Source organism: Streptomyces sp. NPDC059201 (assembly GCF_042754585.1).
Taxonomy (GTDB): Bacteria; Actinomycetota; Actinomycetes; order Streptomycetales; family Streptomycetaceae; genus Streptomyces.
Window position 1 is genome coordinate 873322 of record NZ_JBHZBB010000002.1, and the last position, 21700, is coordinate 895021.

21 protein-coding genes are annotated in these 21700 nt (G+C 75.1%); 10 read left to right on the plus strand and 11 right to left on the minus strand.

Annotated elements, in window-relative coordinates:
* The first annotated feature begins 3 nt into the window (after window positions 1–3).
* Window positions 4–999, plus strand: coding sequence for a DUF3068 domain-containing protein (locus ACFXMG_RS09755; RefSeq protein ID WP_383819377.1), 996 nt, complete (start codon window positions 4–6; stop codon window positions 997–999).
* On the opposite strand, the gene hrpB is transcribed toward ACFXMG_RS09755, so the two are convergent.
* Together hrpB and ACFXMG_RS09765 are read right to left on the minus strand one after the other, a co-directional pair.
* A complete protein-coding gene (gene hrpB / locus ACFXMG_RS09760; RefSeq protein ID WP_383819376.1) occupies window positions 983–3550 on the minus strand; it encodes an ATP-dependent helicase HrpB in 2568 nt (855 codons plus the stop codon). The genes ACFXMG_RS09755 and hrpB overlap by 17 nt on opposite strands.
* Before the next feature lie 82 nt (window positions 3551–3632).
* Window positions 3633–4472, minus strand: a complete 840-nt coding sequence (locus ACFXMG_RS09765; protein ID WP_383819374.1) for a class I SAM-dependent methyltransferase — start codon at window positions 4470–4472, stop codon at window positions 3633–3635.
* Window positions 4473–4817: 345 nt separating this feature from the next.
* Between ACFXMG_RS09765 and rpsA the strand changes: the two genes are divergently transcribed.
* From rpsA to ACFXMG_RS09785, 4 genes are all read left to right on the plus strand, one after another.
* Window positions 4818–6323 carry a 30S ribosomal protein S1 gene (gene rpsA / locus ACFXMG_RS09770; protein WP_031002689.1) on the plus strand — a complete coding sequence of 502 codons (1506 nt, stop codon included), beginning with the start codon at window positions 4818–4820 and terminating at the stop codon, window positions 6321–6323.
* A 179-nt stretch (window positions 6324–6502) separates the two neighbouring features.
* On the plus strand, window positions 6503–7441 hold the full coding sequence (locus tag ACFXMG_RS09775; protein WP_383819372.1) for a PAC2 family protein: 939 nt from the start codon (window positions 6503–6505) through the stop codon (window positions 7439–7441).
* 125 nt (window positions 7442–7566) lie between these two features.
* Window positions 7567–8172, plus strand: coding sequence for a dephospho-CoA kinase (coaE, locus tag ACFXMG_RS09780; RefSeq protein WP_383819370.1), 606 nt, complete (start codon window positions 7567–7569; stop codon window positions 8170–8172).
* 55 nt (window positions 8173–8227) lie between these two features.
* Window positions 8228–8599: a tetratricopeptide repeat protein gene (locus ACFXMG_RS09785; protein WP_383819368.1), complete on the plus strand. Its 372-nt coding sequence runs from the start codon at window positions 8228–8230 to the stop codon at window positions 8597–8599.
* 56 nt (window positions 8600–8655) lie between these two features.
* On the opposite strand, the gene ACFXMG_RS09790 is transcribed toward ACFXMG_RS09785, so the two are convergent.
* Both ACFXMG_RS09790 and ACFXMG_RS09795 read right to left on the minus strand, forming a co-directional pair.
* Window positions 8656–9018: a DUF6343 family protein gene (locus ACFXMG_RS09790; protein ID WP_383819366.1), complete on the minus strand. Its 363-nt coding sequence runs from the start codon at window positions 9016–9018 to the stop codon at window positions 8656–8658.
* A 95-nt stretch (window positions 9019–9113) separates the two neighbouring features.
* Window positions 9114–9446, minus strand: coding sequence for a hypothetical protein (locus ACFXMG_RS09795; protein ID WP_383819364.1), 333 nt, complete (start codon window positions 9444–9446; stop codon window positions 9114–9116).
* 227 nt (window positions 9447–9673) lie between these two features.
* Between ACFXMG_RS09795 and ACFXMG_RS09800 the strand changes: the two genes are divergently transcribed.
* From ACFXMG_RS09800 to ACFXMG_RS09810, 3 genes are all read left to right on the plus strand, one after another.
* Window positions 9674–12517 carry a DEAD/DEAH box helicase gene (locus ACFXMG_RS09800; RefSeq protein ID WP_383819362.1) on the plus strand — a complete coding sequence of 948 codons (2844 nt, stop codon included), beginning with the start codon at window positions 9674–9676 and terminating at the stop codon, window positions 12515–12517.
* Entirely contained in the window at window positions 12514–13794 is a 1281-nt protein-coding gene (locus ACFXMG_RS09805; RefSeq protein ID WP_383819360.1) for an SWIM zinc finger family protein, read from the plus strand. Before ACFXMG_RS09800 ends, ACFXMG_RS09805 begins: the two co-directional genes overlap by 4 nt.
* Before the next feature lie 137 nt (window positions 13795–13931).
* The gene (locus ACFXMG_RS09810; RefSeq protein WP_383819359.1) at window positions 13932–14762 is read left to right on the plus strand and encodes a chaplin; all 831 of its coding nucleotides are present in this window, start codon (window positions 13932–13934) and stop codon (window positions 14760–14762) included.
* Between the two features lie 94 nt (window positions 14763–14856).
* On the opposite strand, the gene ACFXMG_RS09815 is transcribed toward ACFXMG_RS09810, so the two are convergent.
* The 4 genes from ACFXMG_RS09815 to ACFXMG_RS09830 are packed head-to-tail and all read right to left on the minus strand — an operon-like array spanning window position 14857 to window position 17031.
* Complete coding sequence (locus ACFXMG_RS09815) at window positions 14857–15567, minus strand: DUF2293 domain-containing protein (RefSeq protein WP_383819357.1); 711 nt, start codon at window positions 15565–15567, stop codon at window positions 14857–14859.
* A gap of 11 nt (window positions 15568–15578) precedes the next feature.
* On the minus strand, window positions 15579–15776 hold the full coding sequence (locus tag ACFXMG_RS09820; RefSeq protein ID WP_383819356.1) for a hypothetical protein: 198 nt from the start codon (window positions 15774–15776) through the stop codon (window positions 15579–15581).
* Between the two features lie 60 nt (window positions 15777–15836).
* On the minus strand, window positions 15837–16214 hold the full coding sequence (locus ACFXMG_RS09825) for a MerR family transcriptional regulator (RefSeq protein WP_383819354.1): 378 nt from the start codon (window positions 16212–16214) through the stop codon (window positions 15837–15839).
* Window positions 16215–16254: 40 nt separating this feature from the next.
* Complete coding sequence (locus tag ACFXMG_RS09830) at window positions 16255–17031, minus strand: SDR family NAD(P)-dependent oxidoreductase (RefSeq protein WP_383819352.1); 777 nt, start codon at window positions 17029–17031, stop codon at window positions 16255–16257.
* 125 nt (window positions 17032–17156) lie between these two features.
* Between ACFXMG_RS09830 and ACFXMG_RS09835 the strand changes: the two genes are divergently transcribed.
* Window positions 17157–17804, plus strand: a complete 648-nt coding sequence (locus tag ACFXMG_RS09835) for a uridine kinase (protein WP_383819351.1) — start codon at window positions 17157–17159, stop codon at window positions 17802–17804.
* Here the strand turns inward: ACFXMG_RS09835 and ACFXMG_RS09840 are convergent.
* Together ACFXMG_RS09840 and ACFXMG_RS09845 are read right to left on the minus strand one after the other, a co-directional pair.
* Entirely contained in the window at window positions 17796–18704 is a 909-nt protein-coding gene (locus tag ACFXMG_RS09840; protein ID WP_383819350.1) for a carbohydrate kinase family protein, read from the minus strand. The genes ACFXMG_RS09835 and ACFXMG_RS09840 overlap by 9 nt on opposite strands.
* A 58-nt stretch (window positions 18705–18762) precedes the next feature.
* Window positions 18763–19677, minus strand: a complete 915-nt coding sequence (locus tag ACFXMG_RS09845) for a pseudouridine-5'-phosphate glycosidase (RefSeq protein WP_383819349.1) — start codon at window positions 19675–19677, stop codon at window positions 18763–18765.
* A gap of 287 nt (window positions 19678–19964) precedes the next feature.
* Here ACFXMG_RS09845 and ACFXMG_RS09850 point away from each other — a divergent pair, with 287 nt between their 5' ends.
* On the plus strand, window positions 19965–20324 hold the full coding sequence (locus ACFXMG_RS09850; RefSeq protein WP_383819348.1) for a cupin domain-containing protein: 360 nt from the start codon (window positions 19965–19967) through the stop codon (window positions 20322–20324).
* An 11-nt stretch (window positions 20325–20335) separates the two neighbouring features.
* Here the strand turns inward: ACFXMG_RS09850 and ACFXMG_RS09855 are convergent, their stop codons facing one another.
* Window positions 20336–21634 carry an MFS transporter gene (locus ACFXMG_RS09855; RefSeq protein ID WP_383819346.1) on the minus strand — a complete coding sequence of 433 codons (1299 nt, stop codon included), beginning with the start codon at window positions 21632–21634 and terminating at the stop codon, window positions 20336–20338.
* Window positions 21635–21700 lie beyond the last annotated feature (66 nt).

Here is a 21700-nt window from a genome sequence, read left to right on the forward strand (position 1 = left end):
CCTGTGCGCCGCCGAGCCAGTCTCGTCCTCCTCTCCTTCGCCGTGTTCCTCGCCGCCATGGCCCCCACCCTGCGTTGGTACGCCTTCCCCCGGCTGGCCAAGATCCCGCCGAACCAGTACCAGGAGATGGTCCTGGAGGCCCGCCCCGCGATCCTCCTGGACTACGGCACGCTCAAGTCCCGCGAGGTCGAGAAGATCACGATCATCCAGACCCTCAAGGGCAACGTGGAGGAGTCGAAGCGGATCGAGCGCGGCACCGACCGCGACGTCGTGGTCTGGGACGGCCTCTCCTACGTCATGGGCCCCGACGGCAAGATGGTGTCCAAGATCCCCGAGCGGTACATCTTCGACGCCCACACCCAGGACCCCGTGAACGTCCCCGGCGAGATGGTCGACGGCGACCCGGTCAAGCGCGAGGGCATCGAGTTCAAATGGCCCTTCCTCACAGAGAAGCGCGACTACCTCTACTTCGACGCCCAGACCCGCACCTCGTCCCCCATCCACTACGCGGGGACCCGCACCTTCCGCGGCCTGGAGGTCTACTACTACGAGCAGACCATCCCCTGGACCAAGGTGCCCATGCCCAAGGCCATGCCGGTCGAGGGCATCACCCCCGAGCTCATCGCCAGTACCGGCCTCACCCGCTGGTACACCACGAAGCGGATGTTCTGGGTCGAGCCCGTCACCGGGGCGCCCGTCAACGGCGAGGAGATCCACAAGGAGGAGCTCCGCGGCGCCAAGGCCCTGATGGGCACCGACACCCTCACCGTCTTCGAGGGCCACGTGAAGATGCGCGAGGACTACATCGTCGACACCGTCGAGCTGGTCTCCTCCAACCGCACCACCGTCCTCCTCCTCGTCTCCTGGCTCCCGTGGAGCTTCACCGTCCTCGCCCTCCTCCTCTTCGGCCTCGCGCTCCACCTGGAGCTCCGCTCCCGCCGCCCCGCCCCCGAGGCCGTCCCGAAGGCCGTTCCCGAGCCGGTCACCCCTCCCGTCTGAGCCGCGCGCTCGTGTGCCGGGTCGGCTCCGCGGAGGAGGGGTCCTCCGGCCACGGGTGCTTCGGATACCGCCCCCGCAGCTCCGCCCGCACCGCCCGGTAGCCGTCCTTCCAGAACGACGCCAGATCGGCGGTCACGGCGGCCGGGCGCCCGGCGGGGGAGAGCAGGTGCACCAGCACCGGCACCCCCGCCACCCTCGGCGTCCCCTCCAGCCCGAACAGCTCCTGGAGCTTCACCGCCAGCACCGGCCGCCCCTCCCCGTACGCCACCCGGATCCGCGAACCGCTCGGCACCTCGATCCGCTCCGGCGCCAGCTCGTCCAGCCGCCCCGCCTCGCCCGAGGCCCACGGCAGCAGCCGCCGCAGCGCCGCCCCCGCGTCGATCCGCCCCAGGTCCGCCCGCCGCGCCGCCCGCGACAGCTCCGGCTCCAGCCACTCCTCGGCCCGCCCCACCAGCGCCTCCTCCGCCACGTCCGGCCACGCCCCGCCGACCGCCCCGCGCAGGAACGCCAGCCGCTCCCGCAGCTCCACCGCCTCCCGCCCCCACCGCAGCAGCCCCGTCCCCTCTCTCCGCAACCCGTCCAGCAGCGCCTCCCGCACCAGCGCCGGATCCGCCTTCGTCCCCAGCGGGCGGACGGTCAGCTCCACCACCCCCAGCCGCTCCACGGACCGCGCGACCACATCGCCGTCCTCCCAGCGCACCTCCTCACCCGCACGGAACAGATGCCCCGCCGCCCGCCGCGCCACGGCCTCGTCCACCACCGCCGCCAGCCGCACCCGCGCCGTCGCGTCCCGGGCCGTCCGGTCCGCCACCGCCACCGCCAGCCACGGCGCCGACCGCAGCCCCGAGCCCTCCGCCAGCCGTGCCCCGCTCCCCGACACCATCAGATGCCCGCCCTGCTCCCGCAGCCGCGCCACCCGCTCCGGGAACGCCAGCGCCGTCACCACCCCCGCCACCACGTCGTCCCCGCCGCCGGCCGAGGACCTCCCGGCCGCGCCCCCTCCCTCCGAGCCCCCGGCACCGTCCGAGGCCGCCGCCCGCTCCAGCCGCCGGACCTCCGCCCGCCACCGCGCCCCGTACGCGTCCCCGCCCCGACGGGCCGCGCGCCACGCCGCCGCCAGATCGTCGCCGTACTCCCGGGGCGGCTCCTCGCTCAGCAGCGCCACCACCTCGGCCGCCCGCCGCGCCCCCACCTCGGCCGCCCCGTCCAGCAGCGCCCGCCCGAGCCTCGGGTGCACCCCGAGCCGGGCCATCCGCACCCCCCGTCCGGTCGCCTTCCCGGCCTCGTCCACCGCCCCGATCGCCGCCAGCACCGACCGGGCCGCCGCCAGCGCACCGGCCGGCGGCGCGTCGAGCAGCGCCAGCCCCTCCGCCGTCGGGTCGCCCCAGCAGGCGGCCCGCAGCGCGAAGCCCGCCAGGTCCGCGATCCGGATCTCCGGCGCCGGGAACCGCGCCCGGCCGCTCTCCTCCGCCTCCGACCAGCACCGGTACACCGTCCCCGGTGCCTCCCGCCCGGAGCGCCCCGCCCGCTGCGTCGCCGCCGCGGCCGACACCGGCACCGTCGCCAGCGACCCCAGCCCCCGCGCGTGGTCCATCCGCGGCTCCCGGGCCAGCCCCGCGTCCACCACGACCCGCACCCCGGGCACGGTGAGGCTCGACTCCGTCACCGACGTCGACAGCACCACCCGCCGCCGCCCACCCGGCCCCGCGCCCCGCAGCACCGCGTCCTGCACCGCGGCCGGAGCCCGCCCGTGCAGCTGGAGCACCTCGGCGTCCACCCCGTCCAGCAGCCCCGCCGTCCGCGCGATCTCCCCGGTCCCGGGCAGGAAGCAGAGGACATCGCCCTCGTGCCGAGCCAGCGCCTCCCGGACCGTCGCCGCCACGTGCCGCAGCAGCGCCGGATCCACCCAGGTGCCGTGCGCCGGCCTGATCCCCGCGGGCGGCGGCGCGTGGACCACCGCGAACCCGTGCCCCTCGCCCTCGCTGCGCACGACCGGCGCGGGCCCACCGCCCTCCTGCACGGTCAGCAGCCGCGCCCACGCCTCCGCGTCACTGGTCGCCGAGGCCGCGACGACCCCCAGCTCCGGCCGCAGCGCGGCCCGTACGTCCACCAGGAACGCGAGGGCCGTGTCGGCGTCCAGATGCCGCTCGTGACACTCGTCGAGGAGCACCACGTCCACCCCCGCGAGCTCCGGATCCCGCTGGAGCCGCTGGAGGAGGAGGCCCGTCGTCACCACCTCGACCCGGGTCGCGGGACCGGACCGCCGCTCCCCGCGCACCGCGAAGCCGACCGTCCGCCCGACGTCCTCGCCCAGCAGCCACGCCATCCGCCCGGCCGCCGCCCGCACCGCCATCCGGCGCGGCTCGGCCACCAGCACCCGCCGCTCCGGCCCGTCCCCTATAAGACCCGCGAGGGCCAGCGGCACCAGCGTGGTCTTGCCGGTGCCGGGCGGCGCGTGCAGCACCGCCGTGCCGCGCCCGTCGAGCGCGGCCAGCAGCTCGGGAACGGCATGCCGGACGGGAAGCAGATCGAGTACGTCGTTTCGGATCACGCACTCAGTCTCGTACGCGGACGAAAAAAGGCGGGCCCGGTTATCCACAGGCCCGCCCATTAATACGACTACTGGAGTCGGATCAGTCCCCGCGTTCGCACACGAAGATCGCCGTGCCCGGGATCAGGTTCCCCCGCAGCGGGGACCAGCCGCCCCACTCCTGGCTGTTCCACGCCGGCCACTCCGGCTCGACCAGGTCCACCAGCCGGAAGCCGCCCGCCACCACGTCCCGCACCCGGTCACCGAGCGTCCGGTGGTGCTCCACGTACACCGCCCGCCCCGCCTCGTCCTGCTCGACGTACGGCGTGCGGTCGAAATAGGAGGCGGCCACCGACAGGCCCTCCGGCCCCGGCTCGTCCGGGAAGGCCCAGCGGATCGGGTGCGTCACCGAGAACACCCAGCGCCCGCCCGGCCGCAGCACCCGGCGCACCTCGCGGAAGACCCGCACCGGGTCGGCCACGAACGGAACCGCCCCGTAGGCCGAGCACGCCAGGTCGAAGGAGCCGTCCCGGAAGGGCAGCGCCCCCGCGTCCGCCTCCACCAGCGGCACCTCCCCGCCGATCCGCAGGGCGTGCTGGAGCTGCCGGTGCGACAGGTCGAGCGCCACCGGCCGGGAGCCCCGCGCCGCCAGCCAGCGCGAGCACTGCGCGGCGCCGGCGCCGATCTCCAGGACGTCGAGCCCCTTCAGCTCCTCCGCGGGCCCGAGCAGTCCGGCCTCGGCCTCGTCCAGGCCCTCCGGACCCCAGACGAACCGGTCGTCGCCGAGGAAGGCGCCGTGGTCGCTCTGGTACTCGTCGGCGTTCCGGTCCCACCAGCCCCGGCTGGCCCGGCTGCTCTCCGCGTCCCCCGCGTCACGCCGGGTCGCCTCCGCCTCGTCGCCGTCCGTCTCGAAGCGGTCGTCCTGTTCGTACTCTTGGTTCATCTCGCCCGTCGATGTAGTTTGCGCTCAGTGCCGCGGAACGGCGGATGCCCGCCGTTGGCCCGCGGGTGGACACGATTTGTGCCGGGTTTATGGGCTTCTGCCCCGGGTGCGCGCTTCGCGCATTGACCCTGTCCGGCCGCCCCCGTATGCTAAAGGTTGCGCTGCGGGCCTGCGCGCCTCAGACGGAGCAGGCCGCGCTCGCACCTGTTGCAGTCCCCTCGGTTTTCGAGGCGCCCCCGTTGTCGGGATGGCGCTTCATCAGCTGTCTGGCTTCTTCAGTGCGATACGGGCTCTCGGCGTAGCAGTACCTACGACTTTCTGTCCGTAACCGGAGCCCTTTCCCACATGACGAGCAGCACCGAGACCACCGCCACCACCCCGCAGGTTGCGGTCAACGACATCGGTAACGAGGAAGCCTTCCTCGCCGCGATCGACGAGACGATCAAGTACTTCAACGACGGCGACATCGTCGACGGCGTCATCGTGAAGGTCGACCGGGACGAGGTCCTGCTCGACATCGGTTACAAGACCGAAGGTGTCATCCCGAGCCGCGAGCTCTCGATCAAGCACGACGTCGACCCGAACGAGGTCGTCAAGGTCGGCGACGAGATCGAGGCCCTGGTTCTCCAGAAGGAGGACAAGGAAGGCCGCCTGATCCTCTCGAAGAAGCGCGCCCAGTACGAGCGCGCCTGGGGCACCATCGAGAAGATCAAGGAAGAGGACGGCATCGTCACCGGTACCGTCATCGAGGTCGTCAAGGGTGGTCTCATCCTCGACATCGGCCTCCGCGGCTTCCTCCCGGCCTCCCTGGTCGAGATGCGTCGCGTCCGCGACCTCCAGCCCTACGTGGGCAAGGAGCTCGAGGCGAAGATCATCGAGCTGGACAAGAACCGCAACAACGTGGTCCTGTCCCGCCGCGCCTGGCTCGAGCAGACCCAGTCCGAGGTCCGCCAGACCTTCCTCACGACCCTCCAGAAGGGTCAGGTCCGCTCCGGCGTCGTGTCCTCGATCGTCAACTTCGGTGCCTTCGTGGACCTGGGTGGCGTCGACGGCCTCGTGCACGTCTCCGAGCTGTCCTGGAAGCACATCGACCACCCGTCCGAGGTTGTCGAGGTCGGCCAGGAGGTCACCGTCGAGGTTCTCGACGTGGACATGGACCGCGAGCGTGTCTCCCTGTCGCTGAAGGCGACGCAGGAGGACCCGTGGCAGCAGTTCGCCCGTACGCACCAGATCGGCCAGGTCGTCCCCGGCAAGGTCACCAAGCTGGTTCCGTTCGGTGCGTTCGTCCGCGTCGACGAGGGCATCGAGGGTCTGGTCCACATCTCCGAGCTGGCCGAGCGCCACGTGGAGATCCCGGAGCAGGTCGTCCAGGTCAACGACGAGATCTTCGTCAAGGTCATCGACATCGACCTCGAGCGTCGCCGGATCTCGCTGTCCCTGAAGCAGGCCAACGAGTCCTTCGGTGCCGACCCGGCGTCGGTCGAGTTCGACCCGACCCTGTACGGCATGGCCGCGTCCTACGACGACCAGGGCAACTACATCTACCCCGAGGGCTTCGACCCCGAGACCAACGACTGGCTCGAGGGCTACGAGACCCAGCGCGAGGCGTGGGAGGCCCAGTACGCCGAGGCGCAGGCTCGCTTCGAGCAGCACCAGGCGCAGGTCATCAAGTCCCGCGAGGCCGACGAGGCCGCCGCTGCCGAGGGCGCTGCCGCCCCGGCCGCCGGCAACGCCGGTGCGGGCATCTCGGGCGGTTCGTACTCCTCGGAGTCGGACGACAGCGCCGGCGCCCTGGCGTCGGACGAGGCTCTCGCCGCCCTGCGCGAGAAGCTGGCCGGCGGCCAGAGCTGAACAGGCTCTCCGCTGAGCAGCGCTAGCCGCTAGCACCACACCGGGGCCCGCTCCCTCCCGGGGGAGCGGGCCCTCGGTTGTTCTCCGGCGTCGTTCTCCGGCACGGCCGAAGGCCGTCACCGGGAATGACCTTGCGCCCCCGGGTGTTCTTCCGGGAGACGCGAGGAGGAGCGGTAACCGTGCTTGATCCCCAGGATTTGTACGAGTGGGACGCCAAGGGCCTGTCCGTGGTCGACCTGGCCCTGGCACAGGAGTCGACCGGGCTGGTCATGCTGTACCACTTCGACGGCTACATCGACGCGGGAGAGGCCGGCGAGCAGATCGTCGAGGGCGTGCTCGACACCCTGCCGAACCAGGTGGTCGCCCGCTTCGACCACGACCGGCTGGTGGACTACCGCGCCCGCCGCCCCCTGCTGACCTTCCGGCGCGACCGCTGGACCGAGTACGAGACGCCGACCATCGAGGTCCGCCTCGTCCAGGACGCCACCGGCGCCCCCTTCCTCGTCCTCTCCGGCCCTGAGCCGGACGTCGAGTGGGAGCGGTTCGCCGCCGCCGTCGCCCAGATCGTCGAACGGCTCGGCGTACGGCTCGCGGTCAACTTCCACGGCATCCCCATGGGCGTGCCCCACACCCGGCCCGTCGGCCTCACCCCGCACGGCAACCGCACCGACCTCATGCCCGGCCACCGCAGCCCCTTCGACGAGGCCCAGGTGCCCGGCAGCGCCGAGGCCCTCATCGAGTTCCGGCTCTCCGAGGCCGGTTTCGACACCCTCGGCGTCGCCGCCCACGTGCCGCACTACGTGGCCCGGTCCCCCTACCCCGACGCGGCGCTCACCGCCCTGGAGGCCGTCACCGCCGCCACCGGGCTCGTCCTCCCCGGCGTCGCCCACGCGCTGCGCACCGAGGCCCGCCGCACCCAGACCGAGATCGACCGCCAGATCGGCGCCGGCGACGAGGAGCTGGTCGCGCTCGTCCAGGGCCTTGAGCACCAGTACGACGCGATGGCCGGCGCGGAGACCCGCGGCAGCCTGGTCGCCGAGCCCGTCGACCTGCCCTCGGCCGACGAACTGGGCCGAGAGTTCGAGCGCTTCCTCGCCGAGCGGGAGGGCGACTCCTGATCCGCTAGCCTGGCTGCGGGTGCCTGCCGTTATGCTCCCCGGGCGGGGATGGTCCAGTGGGACTGACTGGCGGAATCGGCGCCGGTACGTGCTCCCCGCTCACGCGGGGATCGGGAGGCTTGGTCGTGCTGACTGTCGGTCTGACAGGTGGAATCGGCGCCGGCAAGAGTGAGGTGTCGCGACTGCTCGTCTCGTACGGGGCCGTTCTGATCGACGCGGACCGGATCGCCCGGGAGGTCGTCGAACCGGGCACCCCGGGTCTCGCGGCGATCGTCGCCGCCTTCGGGGAGGGCGTCCTCACCGGGGACGGCACCCTGGACCGGCCCGGACTCGGCACCATCGTCTTCGCCGACCCGGAGCGGCTGGCCACGCTCAACGCCATCGTGCACCCGCTCGTCGGGGCCCGGTCGGCCGAGCTGGAGAGCGCGGCGGGCCCCGGGGACGTGGTGATCCACGACGTACCCCTGCTCACCGAGAACGGCCTCGCGCCCCTCTACGACCTCGTGGTCGTCGTGGACGCCTCACCGGAGACCCAGCTCGACCGGCTGGTACGGCTCCGGGGCATGGCCGAGGAGGAGGCGAAGGCCCGCATGGCGGCCCAGGCCGCGCGCGCGGACCGGCTGGAGATCGCGGACCTCGTGATCGACAACGACGGCCCGCTGGACGCACTGGAACCGCAGGTGCGGAAGGTGTGGGAAGAGCTGGAGCGCCGAGCGGCGCGGACGGCCTAGACACGGGACGCCCCGTCCGGTGTTCCGGGCCCGGATGGTGGGAAGGATGCAGTTCATGGCCGAGAGAAAACCGGAGACGCACGTCATCGACTTCCGTGCCGCCGAGCAGCTGCTGGCCGCACGGGACCCGCGTGGTGCCGTGAAACTGCTGGACTCGGTCATCGCCGAGCACCCGGAGAACACCGCGGCCCGCCTCCTGCGCGCGCGGGCCTTCTTCGCCGCCGCCCAGCTGCGGCCCGCGCAGCTGGAGTTCGAGCTGGTGCTGGAGCGCGAGCCGGACAACGCCTTCGCCCACTTCGCCCTCGCCCGCACCCTCCAGCGCTCGGGGCAGGACGCGCGGGCCACCCGGCACTTCCGGCTGGCGGCCGCGCTCGACCCCCGGCCGGAGTACGTGAAGGCCGCGGGCTTCGGCCCCGCCGAGGGCTGACCAGCCTGAGGGGCTCAGGCCCGGCGGATCCGGCCTCAGGCCCGGCCGGTCCGGCCTCAGGGGCGGCCCCAGCCGCCGTCGTCCCACCCGTCGCGGCCCCGGTCCCCGTGGTCCGGCCCGTCATGGGCCCGGCCGCCGCGGTCCCCCTTCCCGACGCCCCGGTTCCCGTGGTCCGGCTCGTACGGGGGGATGTCGCGGCCCGGCTGCCAGTGCGGGCCCTGCCGAAGGTGGCGCAGGACCATCGACATGTCGACCGCGACCACCAGGAACAGCACCCCGCAGGCCACCGCCCAGCCGGGGCGGCCGACCAGCACGAAGACCACCGTGCCGAAGACCGCCCACACCATTCCCCAGGCACTCAGCCAGAACCGCAGCCGCAGCGCGCTGCGCGCGGTCGCCGGCTCGCTACCGGTACGCATGACGGCGCCCTCCCGTCGGATCCCTGTGGGCACTTCCAGCATGGACCCGCCAGGAGGCGAAGGGAACGGCAGGGGCCGCGGACGGCGGCTCCGGCTCAGTGCACGATCGTGTAGCTGCGCCAGGGCAGGCTGCCCGGCGCGATCTGGTCGGCGCTGTTGGTGGGCAGGTAGATCGGCTCCTCGCCCCGGCAGTGCGGGGTCCGGTAGAGGACCAGGTCCACCAGCGTGCCGTTCTCGACCCGCGTCGCACCCAGCGGGAGCCGGTGGCAGCCCTGCACCGGCGGGCTCATCACCCGCACCACCTTCTCCCCGCGCGTCTCGTACGTGACGGGGCCGACGGCGGTGCGGCCGAGGCCCGAGCAGCCCGCGACCGTGAGCGTGAGCAGCACGGCCCCGGTGGCGGTCGTGAGACGCCGGCGAACGGACATGGCGGATCCCCTTCGATCGGGCGAGCGAGGCGGTCGGCGGCAGCCCCGGGGGCGAAAAGCCCTGGTCGACGCCACCCTCCCGTCCCCGGGGGCCGCTGTCATCCGGGGATGGGCCGGTCGGGGGACGCGCCCCGGCGCCCGTTGTCGGACCCCGCCCGTAAGGTCGGGGGTACCGACGCGGAGACTCCGCGCCGGCTCGATGGACCCCGGGGGAAGGAGGGCGGCCCGTGACGGAGCGCTGGACGGCCCGTGCCGCCGTCTTCCTGCCCGCCGCGCTGCCCCGCGACGGCCGGATCGCCCTCTGGGCGCCCGACGGGGCGGCCCTGCCCGAGCCCGACGGCCTCGCCGGGGCGCAGGCCACCCGGATCACCGTCGTCCGCCGGCACGGCACAGGTGCCCGCGGCCGGGAGGTCCCCGCCGTCACCCTGCCCGTGGCCACCGCCCTGCCGCTGCTCGTCGCCGCCCGGCACAGCCCCGCCGCGCACCCGGCCGCCGCCTGCTGGGGCGCGGCCGCCCTGCACGCCCTGCACCTCGTCGCCCGGGGACGCCTGCTGCCCGGACTCACCGCCGACGACCTGGACGCCTGGCGGGCCGGTCCGCTCGACGCCGAGGACATCGCCCATCTGCGGGCCGTCGCCGCCGCCATGCCGTACGAGGCGCACGCGGTGCCCGTCGCCGGTTCGGGCCCGCTCGGACTGCCCGATCCCGAGGCCCTGGTGCGGGCCTTCCTGGACGCGGTCGCCGACACCCTGCCCCGTACGCCCGCCGCCGTGCACGCGGTCGGGGCGCCCTTCGCGGCCGTCGCGCCGCAGCACCTCCCCGGGGCCCGGGCCTGGGCGGCCGAGGCCGCCGCAGGCATGGACGCCGGGGTGCGGATCTCGCTCCGCCTCGACCTCTCCGCCGCCGAGCTCTTCGACACCGCCGACGAGGTCGAGGGCGGGGCCGGGCGGCAGGCCGCGGCCGCGATCCTCCAGGTGCACAGCCTCGCCGACCCGACCCTCGTCATCGACGCCGCCGCCCTCTGGGCGGGGGAGGGCGAGCACTTCGGCCCCCGCGCCCGGATCGACGCCCTCCTCGCGCTGCGCCGCGCCGCCCGGATCTGGCCCCCGCTCGGCCGTCTCCTGGAGCGGGACGCGCCCGACGTCCTCGCCGTCGGCGAGGGCGAGCTGTACGAGCTGCTCGGCCCGGCCGCCGCCCGCCTCGCCGACGCCGGGGTCGCCCTGCACTGGCCGCGCGACCTGGCCCGCTCGCTCAGCGCCTCCGCCGTCGTTCGCCCCGCCCGTTCCGCCCCGGGCTCCGCCACCGACGGCACCAGCTTCTTCGACAGCACCGAGCTGCTCCGCTTCGACTGGCAGCTCGCCCTCGACGGCGACCCGCTCACCCAGGGCGAGATGGACGTCCTCGCCGAGGCCCACCGCCCCGTCGTACGGCTCCGAGACCGCTGGGTCGTCGTCGACCCCGACCTCGTCCGCAAGGCCCGCAAGCGCGAACTGGGTCTGCTCGAACCGGTCGACGCCCTCGCCGCGGCCCTCACCGGCAGCGCCGAGGTCGACGGCGAGACCGTGCCCGCCGTGCCCGTCGGCGCGCTCGCCGCCCTCCGCGACCGGCTCCTGGCCGGCCCCGAGGCCGCCGCGCCCCCGCCCGGACTGACCGCCACCCTGCGGGACTACCAGCTCCGCGGCCTCGCCTGGCTCGACCTGATGACCTCGCTCGGCCTCGGCGGCTGCCTCGCCGACGACATGGGCCTCGGCAAGACCGTCACCGTCCTCGCCCTCCACCTGCGCCGGGCCCGCCGCGAGCCCACCCTCGTCGTCTGCCCCGCCTCCCTCCTCGGCAACTGGCAGCGGGAGGCGGCCAGGTTCGCCCCCGGCGTGCCCGTCCGCCGCTTCCACGGCGCCGCGCGCGAGCTCGGCGACCTCGACGGCGGGATCGTCCTCACCACCTACGGCACCCTGCGCACCCGCGCCGCCCAGCTCGCCGAGCGGCCCTGGGGGATGATCGTCGCCGACGAGGCCCAGCACGTGAAGAACCCCTTCTCCGCGACCGCCAAGGCGCTCCGCACCCTCCCCGCGCCCGCCCGGGTCGCTCTCACCGGCACGCCCGTGGAGAACAACCTCTCCGAGCTGTGGGCCATCCTCGACTGGACCACACCCGGACTCCTCGGCCCCCTCAAGGCGTTCCGTTCCCGGCACGCCCGCGCCGCCGAGAACCACGAGGAGCTGGAGAACGAGGAGGCGGTGGAGCGGCTCGCCCGCCTCGTCCGCCCCTTCCTGCTGCGCCGCCGCAAGTCCGACCCGGGCATCGTCCCCGAGCTGCCGCCGAAGACCGAGTCCGACCACCCGGTGCCGCTCACCCGCGAACAGGCGTCGCTGTACGAGGCGGTGGTCCGCGAGACCCTGGGCCGGATCGAGGAGGCCGAGGGGATGGCCCGGCGCGGTCTGGTGATGAAGCTGCTCACCTCGCTCAAGCAGATCTGCAACCACCCCGCCCAGTTCCTCAAGGAGGACGTCCCGCGAGGCGGCGGCACCGCCCGCCTCGCCGGCCGCTCCGGCAAGCTGGCCCTCCTCGACGAACTGCTCGACACGATCCTCGCCGAGGGCGGCTCCGTGCTGGTCTTCACCCAGTACGTGACGATGGCGCGGCTCCTCGCCGACCACCTCAAGGCCCGGGGGATCGGCAGCCAGCTCCTGCACGGGGGCACGCCCGTGGCCGAGCGGGAGCGGATGGTCGACCGTTTCCAGGCCGGAGAGGTCCCCGTCTTCCTGCTCTCCCTCAAGGCCGCCGGCACCGGCCTCAACCTCACCCGCGCCGGCCACGTCGTCCACTACGACCGCTGGTGGAACCCGGCGGTCGAGGACCAGGCCACCGACCGCGCCTACCGGATCGGCCAGACGCAGCCCGTGCAGGTCCACCGGCTCGTCACCGAGGGCACCGTCGAGGACCGGATCGCCGAACTGCTCCGCGCCAAGAAGGCCCTGGCCGACGCCGTCCTGGGCTCCGGCGAGGCCGCCTTCACCGAACTCACCGACCGCGAACTGGCCGATCTGGTCTCCCTGAGGAGGTCCGCGTGAACCGCCCCGGAGCCCGGGCCGCCCGCCCCGCGCGCGGGGCCGGCCCCCGCCACGACGACCGCCGCCGCACCTTCCCGGCCGTCCCGCCGCGCACCGCCTCCGACGGGAGCTTCGCCGCCACCTGGTGGGGCAACGCCTGGGTGGCCGCCCTGGAGCGCACCGCGCTCGACCAGGCACGCCTCGGCCGCGGCAGGGCCTACGCGGAGCGCGGCCACGTCGACGCGATCACCGTCACCCCCGGCCGGGTCGTCGCCTATGTGCACGGCAGCCGCATCCGCCCGTACCGCACCGAGATCCGGATGCGGACCCTCGGCGACGACGGCTGGGAGCTCTTCCTCGACAAGGCCGCCGCCCAGCCCGCGCACATGGCCGCCCTCCTCGACAAGGAGGTCCCGCACGCCCTGGAGGCGGTCGAGGGACTGCTGCCCGCCCCCGGCGACCTGCTGCCCGACTGCTCCTGTCCCGACGACGGCTTCCCCTGCAAGCACGCCGCCGCCCTCTGCTACCAGGCCGCCCGCCTCCTCGACGAGGACCCCTTCGTCCTCTTCCTGATGCGCGGACGCGGCGAGGGCGAGCTCCTCGCCGAGCTCTCCCGGCGCAACGCGGCCCGGTCCGCCGCCGAGACCGCCTCCGCCGCGCCCGTCCTCCCCTCCGTGCCCGCCCGCGAGGTGCTCGCCGCCACCGGGTCCCCGCTGCCGCTGCCCCCGCCGCTGCCGCTCCCGGACCGGCCCGGGCGTCCCGCCGTCTTCCCGCCGGACCCGCACGCCCCGGACCCCCTCGCGCTCGACCTGCTGGCCGGTGAGGCCGCCGCCCGCGCCCACGCCTTCCTCGTGACCGGGCACGACCCGGTCGCCGCCCTCACCCCCTGGCAGGACGCCGCGCGGCTCGCCGCCGCCCATCCCGGCTCCGGCCTCACCGCCTCCACCCGCGCGCTCTACCGGGACCTGGCCGACGCCCTCGACCGGACCCCCACCGACCTCGCCCGCGCCGTCGCCGCCTGGCGCCAGGGCGGCGCGGAGGGTCTCGCCGTCCTGGAGGAGCCCTGGGACCCGCCCGCCGGCCCGTTCGACCGGGCGAGACCCGCCCTCCTCGCCGCCGACTTCCCGGCCTTCCGCCCCTGGCGCAACCGCCTCTCCACCGGCTCGCTCCAACTCAGGCTCGGTCAGGACGGCCTGTGGTACCCGTACGAATCCGACCACGGCCGCGAGGACTGGTGGCCGCGCGGCACACCCGACGCCGACCCGGTCGGAGCCCTCACCGAGCTCCTCGGCCGCTAGGACCCGTCGGGGTCACCACTCGAACGGCGCCTCCCTCGAAGGAGTGAAACCCGCCAACGGCCGGATCCGGCAAACGCGTTCGTCGCGTTTATTCCGGTACGGGCACTCGCCCGTGCAACTCCGGAAGGCAGGAAGCCATGAGGCAGATGCGCCGAAGTGGTCTGGCCACACTGTTGGTCACAGGTGGGGCGCTCGCGCTGTCGGCGGGCGCCGCCCACGCGGACTCGGGTGCCGAGGGCGCCGCGGTCGGCTCGCCGGGCGTCGGCTCCGGCAACACGATCCAGCTGCCGGTCCACGTGCCGGTCAACCTCTGCGGGAACACGGTCAACGTGGTCGGGCTGCTCAACCCGGCCGCGGGCAACTCGTGCGCCAACACCTCGGCCCCGGCCGGGGAGTCCCGGGACACCGGCCCCGGCCGCACCCACAAGGACGAGGCCGTGACCCCGCGCGGCGGCGAGCAGACCGACCCCCGCGGCGGCTCCTCCGACGGCGGGGCGGTCGAGGGCGGGGCGGTCAACGGCGGCGGAGCAACCGCCGAGAGCCACGCCGAGGGCTCCCCGGGCCTTCTGTCCGGCAACGGCATCCAGCTCCCGATCGACCTGCCGGTGAACGTCGTCGGCAACTCGGTCAACGTCGTCGGCATCGGCAACCCGGCCGTCGGCAACACCGGGGTCAACGTCCCGAGCACCCCTGAGGAGCCGGAGCCGCAGGTCGAGATCCCGACCCCGCGCCCGCAGACCCCGCCGGTGCGCAACCTGCCGCCCAAGCCGGTCGCCGAGCAGGAGAAGCCCGAGGTCCAGATCCCCGCCCCCGCTCCCGCTCCCGCGCCGCAGGGCGAGACCACCAGGGTGGCCCTCGCCGACACCGGCAGCGACGGCGTCGGCTACGCCGCCGCGGGCAGCGCCGCACTCCTCCTCGGCGGCGCGCTGATGTACCGCCGCGCCCGCCGCGCCGCCGACCAGGTCTGACCCGGCCCCTCCCCACGCCGGGGCCCGACCCGCTGACGCCCGAGCCGTCAGCGGTCAGCCCGGTCCGGTGTCCCCGCCGCGCCCGACGTGCCCGTCACGCCGGGCGCGTCCGTGTGTCCGGAGGCGCCCCCCGGTCCGCGTCCGGCGGCCGCTCCCGCCAGGCCCGGAGCACGGTCTCGATGGCGGGGGAGAGCTGGCTGCGGGCCTGGTGACGGGGGACACCGCGCATCAGCATCGAGTCGTACGGGGTGTCCACGTGCCGCACCGAGGCGCGGACCGCGGCCGTCACGGCGCCCCGGTCGAGGGCGCGCCCGGCGGCCGTCCTGCCGACCCGGCCGCTCCCCTTCGCCGAGGCGTGGACGGCGATCTCGGCGGCCCGCTCCGGCGGCATCGCCGGGAAGAGCCGCAGGATCTCCACCCGCAGGGCCTCGGTGATCCCGGCGTCCCGCACGGCGCGCCGCTCCGCGTCCCGGGCCCGCCGCCGGGCCCGGGCCTCCGCGTCGGCGAGGCAGGCGGTCTCCGCCCGGGCGAGGGCCGCCTCCTCGACGAGCAGGCCCTGGCGTTCGTACCGGGTGCGGCGCCTGTTGTGGCGTACGACCACCGCCCACAGGGTGCTCTGCTCGCGGGCGCGCCGGGTGAGCGCGGTGTCGCCGCGGCGCAGGAAGACGAGGTGGCCGAGGTCGGCGCAGTCCAGGCAGACCGGACGGCCGTACTCGACGATCATCCGCTCCAGGGGGCCCTGCCGGCACTCCGAGCAGCGGCGGCGGCGCAGCGGCTCGACGACGACGGGGGCGACGAGGTCCACGACGGCCGTCCTCAGCGGAGTCCGGGCGCGGTCTCGTCGAACACGGCCTCGGCGAGCCGCCGGAGGTCCCCGTCGTCGCAGACCGACTGGGCCCGGAACCAGCGGTCGTTCTGGCCGTGCCGGTATCCGACGACGGCGCCGGCGAAGGCGCTGGAGGTGGCGATCACGCCGAGGAGCGTGCTCGCCACCGCTGTCAGTGCCACGTCCATGACCGGTCGCCCCTCCCGTACCGCCGTCACGACCGCCCGAAGATCCTTCGGACCGTCAGATCATGGCATTCCGGGGGTGGTCGCGTCACCGTCGCACCGGGCGGCGAGCGCCGTCGCCAGCCGGTCCCGGGCCGCCGTCTGCGCGGCGATCCGCGCGTCGAGCACGGCGAGCCGTTCGCGGGCGATCTCCATGCCGCGGCCGGAGGGGGGCGCCGACGGCAGGTCCCCGTCGAGACAGGAGCGGAAGGCCGAGACGTCGTCCAGGGTCAGCCCGGCGTCGAGGAGGTATCGGATGTTGGCGACGCGGACGACGGCGCCCTCCTCGTACGCCCGGTAGCCGTTGGCCTCGCGGACCGGGGTGATGAGCCCCGCCTGCTCGTAGTGGCGCAGGGACCGCGCCGACACGCCCGTCCTGCGGGCCAGTTCACCGATGCGCACCCTCGCAGTCGTATCACACGCCTCACGCACCTCACGCGCCTCACGAGACGAGTGCGCCGCCGTCGACGGGGAGCACGGTCCCGGTGAGGAAGGACGCCTCGGGCGCGGCGAGCGCGGTGATCGCCCAGGCGACCTCCTCGGGGCGCCCGATCCGCCCGAGCGGGGTGTGCGCGAGCTGCCAGGCCCGTATGGCGCGGCGCTGTTCCGGCGTGAGCCCCATGTGGTCGGCGATCGGCGTCTCGATCGCGCCGGGGGCGACCGCCACCACCCGGACGCCGGCGGGCGCGAGTTCGACGGCCCAGCAGCGGGTGAGGGTCTCCAGGGCGCTCTTGGTCGCCGGATAGACCGAGTTGCCCGGCCAGCCGCGCTGTCCGATCGTCGTCGTCACGTTCACGACCACGCCGCCGGAGGCACTCAGCGCGGGGACGGCGGCCTGGGTGAGCAGCACGGGTGCGAGCAGGTTGGTCTCCAGGAGGGGCGCGATCCGGGCGCGGTCGAGGGTGCCGAGGGGGCCGCCGCCGGCGATGCCCGCGTTGTTGACCAGGACGTCGAGGCGGCCGTGGTCGGCGAGCACGGCCCGGACCAGCTCCTCGGGCGCGCCCTCGGCGGTGATGTCGGCGGGGTGCGGGTGGATCGCGGCGGGGGCGTCGGCGGCGGTCTCGCGCAGGGGCTCGGGCCTGCGGCCCACGGCGACGACGGTCGCGCCCTGCCGGGCGAAGGCGCGTGCGGTGGCCCGGCCGATGCCGGTGCCCGCGCCGGTGACGAGGACGACCCTGGGGGCCTTGGTGGTGGTGTCTGGGGTGGCTGTGGTGTGCATGGAAGTGATGGTGGAACCGTGACGCCAGTGACAAGGTCAAGCCCGGGACGCACGAGGATGCCTCCCTTCGGTCCCGCGACGCGGGCACGCTCGCGGAGCGGAGGGCGCAGGGCAGAATGGGCGGGATGCGATACGAGGCGATCACCTGGGGCCGGATGGCCGGGCGGCTGGCGAAGCACGTGGACCGGCTCGTGCCCGGCAACGGCGGAGACCGGCTGAAGGTCGCCGTCGACGGCGCGCCCGCCGCCCGCGGCGAGGAGCTGGCCGCGCTGCTCGCGGAGCAGCTCCAGGACCGCGGTCGCCCGGTCCGTGTCGTCGGGACCGAGGGATTCCTGCGGCCCGCGTCGCTGCGGTACGAGCACGGCAGGCAGGACCCCGACGCGTACTACGGCGGCTGGACCGACACCGGTGCCCTGTGGCGGGAGGTGTTCACCCCGCTGGAGCCGGGCGGCGACGGGCGGGTCCTGCCCGACCTGTGGGACCCAGTGAAGGACCGCGCGACCCGCAGCCCGTACGTGACGCTGCCGCCGGGCGGTGTCCTGGTGCTGCACGGGCCGTTCCTCCTCGGGCACTGGTTCCCCTTTGATCTGACCGTCCATCTGCGCCTGTCGCCCGGTGCGCTCGCGCGGCGCGGCGCGGAGCCCTGGACGCTGCCCGCCTTCGCCCGGTACGAGACGGAGGTGGACCCGGCCGGGACCGCCGACGTCGCCGTACGGGCCGACGATCCGCGGCATCCGGCCTGGACCGGGCTCGGGGCGCTCGGCTCAGACTGACGGCGGCCGGCCGCCCACCACGGTCACCGCCTCGGCGCCCGCCGCGCACCCCGCCCCGGCCGCCTCGGCCGGGTCCGCGCCCGCGAGCCGCGCCGCGAGGAACGCGCCGGTGAACGCGTCGCCCGCGCCCGTCGAGTCCACCCGCTGCTCCGGTGCCACGGGTGGGGCAGCGACCCGGGCCGTGACCGCCCCGGCCTCGGCGACCAGCGCGCCGGCCGCGCCCAGCGTCACCACGACGAGCGGCACGCGCCGGCTCAGCTCCCGGGCCGCCGCCTCCGCGTCCGCGGCGCCGGTGAGCAGCCGGGCCTCGTCGGCGTTGGGCAGCAGGAGCGACGCGCCCCCGACGGCGTTGAGGAACGTCTCCGGGCCCAGCTCGGCCAGGAAGCCGGTCGACGCCGGGTCCACGCTGACCGGTATTCCGGCCGCCCGGGCGTCCCGCAGGGCGAGGAGGGCCGCGGCCCGGCTCGGCCCGGCGAAGAACAGGTAGCCGGAGAGGTGGAGCGCCGCCACGCCGTCGAGGAGTCCGGCCGACCAGTCGGCGGGGCAGAGCCGCAGCACCGCCCCGCTGTCCGTGAGGAAGGTGCGCTCGGCCGCCGCGTCCACCAGGGCTATCACGGTGCCCGTCGGGGCCTCCGGGTCGGGCACGAGGAGCGGGCGCACGCCCGCCCCGGCCAGCGCCCGCTCGTGCCACCCGGCTGACTCCGTGCCGACCCGGCCGAGCAGCCGCACGTCCGGGTGGCCGGAACGGGCCGCCCAGCAGGCCGCGTTGGCCCCCGCGCCGCCCGGCAGGGTGCGGATCGCGGCCGCCGTGTCCGTCGCGGGCGCGAGCGGGGTCCGGTGCCGGGCCACCACGTCCGTGACGACGTCCCCGACGACCAGCAGCGCTCCGGCCCGGCTCACCGCCCCGCCTCCCCGAGCCGCCGCGCCCCGGTCGTCCCGGTCGCCCCGGCCCGCCCGGTCACCGCTCGCCCGCGGCGTACGCCCCCGCGATCTCCGCCGCGAGCCGGACGTTGCCCCGCACGGCCGCCAGGTTGGCCTCCAGGGACGCGCCGTCCGTGTGCGTGGTCAGGTACTCCAGGAGGAACGGGGTCACCGCCTGCCCGGTGACGCCCTTCTCCCTCAGCTCGGCGAGGCCGTCCGCCAGCACCCGGTCGTGCAGCGCCGGGTCCAACTGCTCCGCCTCCGGCACCGGATTGGCCACGATCAGCGCCGACCAGGGGCGGCCGAGCGCCTCCCGGGCCCGTATGACCGCGGCGACCTCGGCCGGGGTGCGGAGCGTCCAGTCGACGGGCTCGCCGGAGGAGGAGAGGTAGAAGCCGGGGAAGGTCTCCGTGCCGTACCCGGCGACCGTCACGCCCAGGGTCTCCAGGCGCTGGAGCGTCGCCGGGACGTCAAGGATCGACTTCACGCCCGCGCACACCACCGTGACGCCCACCTCGGCGAGCAGCCGCAGGTCGGCGGACTCGTCCTGGGTCTCGCGCCACTCGCGGTGCACCCCGCCCAGGCCGCCGGTGGCGAAGACCCGTATGCCCGCCGCGTCGGCGAGCCGGGCCGTCGCCGACACCGTGGTCGCCCCGGTGGCGCCGGTGGCGAGCGCCGGCGCCAGGTCGCGGTGGCCGAGCTTGCGCACCGACGGGTCCTGCGCGATCCGGGTCAGCCCCGCCCGGTCGAGTCCGATCCGCGCGACCCCGTCGAGCACGGCGATGGTGGCCGGCACGGCGCCCAGGGCCCGTACCGACTCCTCCAGCTCCACGGCCACCGCCAGGTTCCGCGGGCGCGGCAGGCCGTGGGCGATGATCGTCGATTCGAGGGCGACGACGGGCCGGCCCTCGTGGAGCGCCTCCCGTACCTCTTCGGACACCAGTGTGGTCATGGTCCATTTCTGGCGCGCCCGCCCGCCCCGCAAACACCTCTGGCGATCTCCCGCCACCCCCCTTTCGTACGGGGGTGCGAGTGAGGTACGGATTCGGTTTCCGCGCGTCCGCGGCGGCGGGGCCGATCCGTGCCGGACCCGCCGGAGCGACGGGAAGGACCGCGCTACGGAATCCGTCGTCCTCGGGGCGGAGTCGTAACGTGCCTGGTCAGAGCGGTGAACGGAGGGATTCGTTCCGCGGTCCCGATGTCACGTGCCGCCCGGGGATCCGGCTACAGTCACCGCCCATGACGACACACGACCTCCCCTCCTTCGCCGTCCACATCCCCGACGCCGAGCTGGAAGCCGACCCGCTCGACCCCGACCAGATCGTGTCCGGCACCCCCGAGGTGTCCGGCAAGGTGCTGTGGGAGTCCGCCGACGGCAAGCAGGTGCGCGGCATCTGGCAGATCACCCCCGGCGTCGTGACCGACACCGAGGCGAACGAGCTCTTCGTCGTCGTCAGCGGCCGGGCCACGGTCGCCGTCGAGGGCGGGGCCACGATGGAGGTCGGGCCCGGCGACGCCTGCGTCCTGCGCGAGGGCGACCGGACCACCTGGACCGTCCACGAGACGCTGCGCAAGGCGTACCACATCACCCTGCCCTGACCCGGGCGCCGTCAGGCCCTGCGGAGCACGCCCCGCAGGGCCAGGGCCGCCATCGGCAGCAGCAGACAGGCGGCGAGGGCGTTGAGCGGCCCGTAGCCCGCCTGGGAGACGATCACGCCGGCCATCAGGCCGCCGATGCCCGCCGCCGCGTTCATCACCGTGTCCGACAGGCCCTGGACGGCCGCCCGCGCCGCCTGCGGCACCGAGTCCGTCAGCAGCGCCGAGCCCGACACCAGCCCGGCCGACCAGCCGAGCCCCAGGACGAACAGACCGGCCGCGACCCGGGTGTGGCTCGCCCCCGCGGTCCCCGCGAGCAGCGCCGCGCACCCCAGGAGCCCGACGGCGAGGCCGATCACGGCGAGCCGCCCGAGCCGGTCCGCGAGCCAGCCCATGACCGGCGAGAACGCGTACATGCCCGCGATGTGCACGCTGATGACCAGCCCGATCAGCTCGATGCCGGCCCCGTGGTGGGTGAGCGCCACCGGGGTCATCGACATGATCGACACCATCACGGTGTGCGAGGCGGCCACCGTGACCAGCGCGATCCGCGCCCGCGGCGACGCGCGGACGGCCCGCAGCCCGGCCCGCAGCGACCGGCCCTCCGGCAGGTCCTCCGCCCCGTCCTCGTCGGCGGCGGCCAGCGCCCGCGCCGTCAGCAGCGGATCGGGCCGCAGCAGCAGCGCCACCACCAGCGCCGAGACCACGAACACCACCGCCGCCCACAGGAACGGACCGGCCGCCACGGGTATGCCGAGGCCCGAGACGCTCCGCCCGGCCGGCGCCGCGATGTTCGGGCCGAGGACGGCGCCGATCGTGGTCGCCCACACCACCGTCGAGATGGCCCGCGCCCGCCGGTCCGGCTCCGCCAGGTCGGCGGCGGCGAACCGGGCCGCGAGATTGGCCGAGGACCCCGCCCCGAAGCCCACCAGGCCCGCCAGCAGCACCGGGAAGCTGTCCAGGACCGCGCCGAGCACCGTGACCCCGGCACCGAGGGCGCCCAGCAGATAGGCGAGCACCAGACCGGCCCGCCGCCCCCGCCGCGCCATCAGCGCGGCCAGCGGCATCGCGAGCAGCGCGGGCCCGGCGACCGTCGCCGTCGAGGCGAGCCCGGCCAGCGCGTCCGTACCGCTCGCCTCGGTGGCGAGGACGGCGGCGAGCGCCACGCCGGTGGCGATCCCGAGACCGCCGAGGATCTGGGTGGCGACGAGCACGGCCTGGACCCGCCGGCGCAGCTCCGGCAGGGCGGCGGGGGCGAGGGCGGGCGGCTTTCCGGAGGCGGTGATGTCAGGGGCGTCGGGCGTTTCGGTCACTACCGGAGTGTGCCAGCCGCCCCGGCCGATGGGAACGCCCGGGGACGGTAATCCCCAGGTGGGCGC